At 35.3% G+C, this 7851-nt stretch carries 7 protein-coding genes and 2 pseudogenes; 2 read left to right on the top strand and 7 right to left on the bottom strand.

Annotation, left to right across the window (positions count from 1 at the left end; translation table 11 throughout):
* Positions 1 to 282: 282 nt before the first annotated feature.
* Positions 283 to 1682 (bottom strand): annotated as a pseudogene (locus ABDZ84_RS00270) (IS4 family transposase).
* Positions 1683 to 1794: 112 nt separating this feature from the next.
* Between ABDZ84_RS00270 and ABDZ84_RS00275 the strand changes: the two are divergent.
* Positions 1795 to 2114: pseudogene (locus ABDZ84_RS00275) on the top strand (transposase); the annotation flags it as partial.
* A gap of 186 nt (positions 2115 to 2300) precedes the next feature.
* Positions 2301 to 2708, top strand: coding sequence for an MFS transporter (locus ABDZ84_RS00280; RefSeq protein ID WP_026679663.1), 408 nt, complete (start codon positions 2301 to 2303; stop codon positions 2706 to 2708).
* 394 nt (positions 2709 to 3102) lie between these two features.
* Here ABDZ84_RS00280 and ABDZ84_RS00285 read toward each other — a convergent pair whose 3' ends face one another.
* The 6 genes from ABDZ84_RS00285 to ABDZ84_RS00310 form a co-directional block, all read right to left on the bottom strand.
* Positions 3103 to 3471, bottom strand: coding sequence for a hypothetical protein (locus ABDZ84_RS00285; protein ID WP_026679665.1), 369 nt, complete (start codon positions 3469 to 3471; stop codon positions 3103 to 3105).
* 90 nt (positions 3472 to 3561) lie between these two features.
* A complete protein-coding gene (locus tag ABDZ84_RS00290; RefSeq protein WP_026679666.1) occupies positions 3562 to 3834 on the bottom strand; it encodes a hypothetical protein in 273 nt (90 codons plus the stop codon).
* A gap of 176 nt (positions 3835 to 4010) precedes the next feature.
* The gene (locus tag ABDZ84_RS00295) at positions 4011 to 4598 is read right to left on the bottom strand and encodes a GNAT family N-acetyltransferase (RefSeq protein WP_026679667.1); all 588 of its coding nucleotides are present in this window, start codon (positions 4596 to 4598) and stop codon (positions 4011 to 4013) included.
* A gap of 652 nt (positions 4599 to 5250) precedes the next feature.
* Entirely contained in the window at positions 5251 to 5613 is a 363-nt protein-coding gene (locus ABDZ84_RS00300) for a hypothetical protein (RefSeq protein ID WP_051388221.1), read from the bottom strand.
* Positions 5614 to 5894: 281 nt separating this feature from the next.
* Entirely contained in the window at positions 5895 to 6665 is a 771-nt protein-coding gene (locus ABDZ84_RS00305) for a hypothetical protein (protein ID WP_200862536.1), read from the bottom strand.
* Positions 6666 to 7153: 488 nt separating this feature from the next.
* The gene (locus tag ABDZ84_RS00310) at positions 7154 to 7480 is read right to left on the bottom strand and encodes a nucleoside triphosphate pyrophosphohydrolase (RefSeq protein ID WP_026679669.1); all 327 of its coding nucleotides are present in this window, start codon (positions 7478 to 7480) and stop codon (positions 7154 to 7156) included.
* Positions 7481 to 7851 lie beyond the last annotated feature (371 nt).

A 7851-nucleotide genomic window follows, 5' to 3' on the forward strand; every position in this document is an offset into this window, starting at 1 on the left:
CATATACTTAAAATACCACAGTAAGTAACACTCTGGTATAGCCAAATTTTTATACTTTCTTATCTTTAAATAAAAGCCGATATTTCCTTAGCGTAGGAAAATTCGACCTTTTTCATGTCGAAAATTGCTTAGCGTATGTTTTGCGCTTTTTGTTGGTAGGACCCCATGCCCATCAAGCTAGCATTCATGAATGGGTAAAATAGAGCCGTTTTGCAAAGTAATGTCTATGCTACTGAAAAAAAAGCATACCAAATAAGCCTGATACAAGCTATTTTTTAAAAATTACGCTGCTTTCTTTTGGCACGTGGTATACTGATAGACAACACCCAATATATCAAAGACTGTTTTTTTCTCGTATCGGTGAGACTTTCGCCCGTTTTTCTGTAGGATGGCAAATAGGCGAAACAGGACCTTTGATAGCTCTTGGGTGCCTTTTTGTATCGATTGAAACAGTAATACAAAATAATCTTTAATGATATAAATGGCTTTATATTCGCTAAGTTCTTGTTTTTTCTTGGTGAGAAGTAGCTGCCGCATTTGAAACATGGTGGAAGAACAAAGGAGGATAGCGATGAGTTGACCATAGAGATGACATTCTAAACGCTCTTTTTTGATTTCTTTACAATGATCGATTTCAAAGAAGGATTTCCATGACTTAAACAGTATTTCAATTTGCCAACGTAAAGAGTAAAGATCGTGAATGTGTTCCGTTGGAACAACTTCGGGTGATGCATTGGTTATGTATACATTTATCGCACTCAATCGTTTACTCCGTTCCTTCATAACAATCCCTTTCTTTTTCTCCTTTACCGCATGATTTTCCAATCGTGTTCGGGTTTGCTCTTCCGTAAGTCGGTGGATAATGACTCTAGTCGGCAGCTTTTGATTTTTCCCAATATAAACATCTGAGATTTCATGGGTTTGTCCTTGCTTTAATTGATGCATGATCTCTTCCATATCTAATTGAATATATTCGGTTTGTTTTTTGAGTGTTCCATTTTTGAAGTATTCAGGATTAGGGTTCTTTAGATAAACCCGAGTGTTTAATTTTAAACGAGAGATATAAGAAGCGCCCTTCTCGTCCATCTGATGGAGGTCATTGAGGTCAAAATATCCTAAATCACGTATACATAAGTCACCTGTTTGTACCGTCTGTAAGCATGTGGAACCGAATGAACATGGAGGAATTGGCCACTGAGAAGATCATATTCCAGTTGAATTTTCACGCCAGCCGTATGGCTACTTCCTCCAGATCCTTGATAGGTTTTAGCAAAAACATCTGGCAATTGAAAGGTCGTAGAATCCAAGATTCGTATACTTCGAAACTGTGAAACGTAACGATGAGAAAAAAAACTAGAAGTAGACAACTTCTTAGTAAGCAAGGTAGCGAAAACATGTCGTAAGAGCTCGACAGCCGTAGGATTAAATCGTTGATTAAGTCCTTCAGGACTCATTAAAACTCCCGTTGAAGATTCTAAACAACTACATAGCTGTGCTAGGGAAGTGCTCGCTACTTTTTGGCTTAACCACACGCATAGCGCTATTAAATCTTTGGCCTGGTACTTACTCGTCCTTTGAACAAAACCGACTTCTTTGGCCAGCTGTTGGAGAACTTTTGGAGACAAGGATCGTTGTAGTTCCTGTGAAAAGAGAGTCAGTTCATCTGAAATTTCACGACTCATAAAAAAACACCATCCTTTCCCATATATTACTGAAAGGATAGCGCTTTTTCCGTTTGGGGGGTAGTCATTTGAATTAACTTGATGGGCATGGGGTAGGACCCCAAGAATAGTTTATTTAATAGACGTTGAAAAATGTAAGGTCTGTCCATTCCGAGAAGGATGTTTTAAAGAAGGCTCAAAAACTAAAACCTGTTCTTTTGCTATTAAATTAAAGGAACATTTTGACCAACAAGCTTTTCAAGAAACAGAAGAATTTAAACGCTCAGCTCGAGAACGCTATAAAATCGAAGCAAAAAATAGTGAGTAAAAAATAAACACGGGTACGATCAAGTATCGGCTGCAGGTTCATTTGGTATGCAAATTCAGGGCACAACGACGATATTCGCTGTCAATCTAAAAAGAATCTTAAAGCTTCTGAATGAAAAAGAATAATAAAGAAACAAAAATAAGGCGTTTTCTGTTCAAATTGAACAAAAAGCGCCTTATTTTTCTCTGTAATGAGTTTATTTATAAAAAACACAAGCTTTTCAATGCCCTCATACAATATCGAACTCTTGCCCAGCACTGGGTATTGCAGGCCTATGCGTTCTTTTTATTAGGGTAACTCATGGGACTTCTATGGTAAAAGAGCAGAAAGATATTTCTTTTATCAAACAACTGAAAGAAGGATTTGTGTATACTTGGGAAAAACCATTGTTGCGAGCATTATTTACTATTACAGTTATTACAAATCTATTTATATCAGGTCCACTAATGATGGGGCTGCCCATTTTTGTTGAAGGTGTGTTGAAGGGAAATTCCTTAGACTATAGCTTCGTTCAAGGGGGATTTACCTTCGGGATGATTGCTGACTCGATTATTATTAGTATCATTAATATAAATAGAAACAGAGGAGCATATGCTTTATATTTAATTGCTCTTCAAGGGCTGGGAATGCTTCTATTCAGTCAGGTACAAATCATTGAGATTGCCATTCCAGTCATCATTTTAATTGGTATGCTTAACCCCGCAATAATATTCCGTTAATTTCTATGGTTCAAACATATACAGATAGAAATAAGATAGGAAGAGTAATGGGCTTAATTCGTACAGGGTCTTTAGGGCTTATTCCCCTTTCCTATGCAATTACCTCATTTTTACTAGGTATAGGCATCAAGATTAACATAATAATGGCATGGAGTTCCCTACCATTACTGGTTAGTGTTGTGATATTATTTGTAAGATTTCCTATTATAAGAAAAGCAGACGGATAAGCCTAGTGTAGTGGTTGCATCAATTTAATTAATTTTTGTTTTTTACAAGTGTATAAGCCAAAATTTTGGTTTAAATAAAAAAACATTTTGGCTTATTAAATTTTTCGGAAAAGCGGACCAGAAAGCAAACGTGAGTGATTTCCTATTATGGAAGTGTGCCCGTTTGTCTAAGAGTAAATTATTGTGTACCATCTCGTGTAATATTGATAAGCAATGCTTTGAGTTGTATTCCCTTTTTCAAATTTCAGAGCATTACCAATCTCATCTCTTCCTACAAAACGCCACCCCTCCTTTTCCATCATTTTAATGTATGGCTCCATTTCTCCTCGTTTTACCAAATATCCGTAAATCCCGCCTATCTCTTCTGCTCCTTTTATTTCGGCAATTTCTCTATCTTGAAAAATCATTTTTGACATAGCTAATGCCATCGGAACTGGGTTTCCTTCTTGGAAAATTACATCCTTTTTTAAGGTTAAAAATATAGCTAAAATACTTATTACTCCCATTGTAATTATAAAAGTTTTAGATTTTAACACTCTTTCCATTCAATTACACCCATTTCTCAATTAAGATTCCAGCATACAATTTCGTTAAAGCACCCGTTACTTGAATAATTATATTCAAGTTTATTTTTCTTTTATAAAATAAAACCCTTCTCCATTTTTTTGCGGTACAAATCCTGATAAAGCTGATGAATTCTCTACACTATTTTGTTCTTCTGCGGTTATGACTGTTTTAATGTCCTTACCTTCACGTGCTTCTTGTTCCTCTACTGTTACAACTTTAATTTTATCTCCATCACTAACATCAACTTGCCCTTTTGCTAATACATCTGTAAATCCAGTTGATAGTACAAGAACTCCTATAAAACCAAAAATCAAACCCGATTTCCTTTTCATAAAATCTCCCTCCGTTTTTTAACAAATTATTTTTACATTAATGCTACGTTAACCTAATTACAATTATTTCAAGTCTCTGTTATTTTCACAAGATGTGTTGTTTAATTATCTGGCCGAATTCTAGCACAACTTTGTTCCGTTATTGCGCCCGATTGCTAAAGATCGGTCTCAGATTATTATAGAAACTGACCATCTGGAAAATCAAGATTAATAGTAGTATGACGCAAGATCGATTCATAAGCCTTGGCTTTTTCAGAAAACAGACGCATCAGAACAACAACGTCTAAGGTTTCGCTAGATAAAGCCCCCTCACCTCGGCTACCAATGAGCACCACATCTGGTACAACAAGCCAAGCACCGGCACGATTATAGAAAGAAGCTAAAGATGGTTTACACGTGAATATGCCAAAATCTATGTCTCTTTGTTTTTCAATCCATTGAGTAGCGGCAGCGACTGTACGTAAACCTAACCCTTGACCATGATACTTGGGATGAGTAGCCACACAACTAAGTCCAGCAATATTGAATGTTTGTCCATCGTGCTTGATAGTCTTATGCACTACACCTGCATAGCTGACCAACTTCCCATCTATGTAGGAATAAACTGAGCGTGCATTAAGTTCTTTATCGTGAGCTTTCGGAATCGTTGCTCCCGGCATCGGACAAGCATCTGGCCAAACCTGATGTAGCATTACGGCAATCTCACTTTGTAATGTATCAGGTGCTTGATTATAATAGATTGATTGGACGATGTTGTCATTGATTTATTCCCCCACCTTCTACTATGTAATGTTACGCATTGTGTTTATTTACCTTCAATACAATCATTTTCCCTAAAGTATTATAATTCTACTTTAACTTTATTCATTCTTAATACTCACAGTCCTAAAACTCGTTACCCATAATTTAACACAATTAATTTTTTAACTATCGCATCTCAGTAGGTCTTCTTCAATTATCTGGCCTAATTCTTGAACACTACTTATTAAACAACTGCGCCCAATAGTTGAAGATGATTTAAATTTTATGAACTACCTTCCCACGAAGAATATATGGAATAATGGATTCACTATTTATAAAATTTTTTTCTTCAGTTACTGCAAAGACTCCCTCTAGTCCACTCTCTTCAAAATCATTTCTTCCCTCCTTTTTATCTTTCTATAAATTAACTAGACACCAATAACCTATTTTCCCGCTTGTTAAATTCAAAGTATTCAATGCTCCACACATAAATTGTATCAAATTTTTTCCAAGTCGCCATCCATCTTTTTCTTGGTTACGTCAAAAGAAAATCCTGCAAGCATAAAAAAATACCGGCACGATAACGTACCGGCTACACCACTTAATTGAACAAAGTTAATAATTAGGGCTCATTCATTTTATTCCACAATTGCGCCCGATAGTTGAATAACCCAACTACCATCTTTCTTTTATTTCTTTTATTACAACTTCTGGATTATCCCAATGTAACATATGAGAAACATTAGGAACTAACTTTACAGTTGCTCCTGTTTTTTGTTCTAATATGCCTGAAGTTAAATCCCTGTACGCATCTTGTGACTTAGGAAGGGTTGCACGGAGTAATAAGATATTTAAGTTATTAGGGAGGTTTTCATAAATATCCTCCGTTTCATCTTTGTGCATACCTCTAATAATGTTACCAGCCGTTTTTCCCCTTGCGTGCCAATAATACCTTCCATCCTTAACAAGGGATAAATCCTTCGCCGCAGTCATTAATAGTGGTGTTCTTCTGGAGTCACCAAAGACAGCCACATCCAAAAACTTTTCCCAAGTCTCTACATACTCTTCAAAATCCTTTTCGTAATACTCAATCTCTTCTTCTATTATAGTAAGAAGAGAATAACCTTCAATTATTTTATCTGATTGGTACTTTTCCTACGCTTCCGACAACAACATGTTTTCACACTCCCATACTATGAATCAATTAATTTGATTTCAGTATGGTCTTATTACTCAACCTTTATTTAACAATCGAAATGTATTAGTATAAAGATAAGGCGCTTATCCTTATGCGGTATAATCGCCATTTAATGGCATAACTAATATTTCAATTTAGCCATAGCCTTGTAAATTTCCAATGCCTCAATAAGGAATTGCTTATTATATCCTGTTTTAAGTTTTATTTTTTCTGACCATTCATCTACTGTATTTAGCGATTGTTCATTAATTAACCCTTCACTGGTACTTAGAAAACTCTTCCAATCATAAAATTCCCAGTGAGCAATATCATTTTTGTAGGGTGTTCTACACTCCAAAAGGGGTTTTGGTTTAATTAAATTCTGCGAGTATTCGGCGGCCTTAAAAAAGTCGTCCTTATTAATTGGTTCCGGATCATAAAATTGTCGTGATACTTTTCCATTTGGTCTATGATATGTTACTTCAATCATGTTTCCTACAGATTTCACTTGAATTTGCGCAGCAGGAAAAAATCCATCCAATTTTTCATATGTAAAGTCTTCACTCATAGAATCTATCAAAATTGGATTTAACCATTGATCGCCTAAATCACAGAGAAAACGGTTACCATTTTCATCTAATGCCACTATTGCAACATGTGCATCAATTGTATTTAAATCATGACCAATTGGGAATGCTTTCACACCATTTTTTTCAAATTCATCAAGTAACCAGATTGCAAGGTCATAACAATTTCCTGTAATACCATATTGGCTTTTATGCTCTTTCATTAGGGAGACATCTCTTTGTCTCCCATTACTTGCTTTATCATAAAACCATGCTTTCGTTAATGTATCCATTGGAAACCCATCGAATTTTCTCCAACAAGATAATATGCTATCCGGCGCTAACATAATCCCCCTCCTAATCCCTTTTCTATTCAGCATTTACGATTATTCAATTAAATGGCTCTAATCCGTAATAAGGGCGCTGGTTCTTGTTCTGGAATTGCGCCCGTTTGATAAAGATTGTATTTATGGAATAGTTTTAACTATCAATTGAGAACTAAATAATAAAGACAAAAGAAGATAAGTAATAGAACGCTTATCGATTTTTTGTTTGCCTTAATAAAAGGTAAATAAGAGAAATACAAAACATGAATGTAAAAGTATTTAACCAATCTAAACTATCATTAGTTAGGTATTTAAACAGCATGACAGCGAAATAAAATATAACGAACAGACATGCATATGTAAACCAGAAAATTTGCTTTATCTTTTTTTGGGACATGAATTCCACCTCTTGATTAGTAATCCTCCACAAAATGGCATTTAAAATGTAAAGTTAAGAGCAGGCTCTTATTCAAGAATGGCGCCCGTTTGCTTAATAAATTAATGTTAAATTAGTTATCATCGACTTCAATTAGGTAAACCTTTTCCTTAAAACCACCCCGTTCAACAAATTTCTTTTTTCTTGCTGCTTCTATGTCTTTAAATCCTTCCCCATGAATTGTTGATAAGGAATGTATAATTTCCAGAACATCAGAGAGTTCTTCAACTGCTTCTACATCGTTTTCTGCTTGTAAGTACTCATTTACTTCTTCTTTCAATTTTGTTTTTAATTCCTGAAAATACGTTGATTTATCAAGCATTTTAACCTTGCATGTTTCTCCATTTCTTTCGATTAACTCTGGGATTTTGTCTCGAACAAGTTTATTATAAGCTGGCATTATCCACTTCTCCTATTTCTCTTTATTCTACTAACAATACGTTTTGGCTAATCTGTTTTTACCCACAATTCTTTAACAAATTGGCATAAAGTAAAAATGGCGGCTGCCTCTTATTCCATTCTCGCCCGATTGGTGAATATCATTAAAAATCTTTAAGACACACAATAGTCTTCTAAATACCAAGATGGTATCGGGTTATTCATACCATCAAACCAAGTCAGAACTTCTGCTGCCTGTTCTTGCATAACGCTAATTTGATCTGCACCAAAAGGGTGTGACCGTCAAGTAAAATGACACAATCTCTGCTTATTAATTTGAAACACTTTGCTGCCCAAATATGGTTTTTCGATGCTTCATTCGCCAACTGTCTT

The sequence above is a fragment of the Virgibacillus salarius genome, from assembly GCF_039521925.1.
GTDB lineage: Bacteria > Bacillota > Bacilli > Bacillales > Amphibacillaceae > Virgibacillus > Virgibacillus salarius.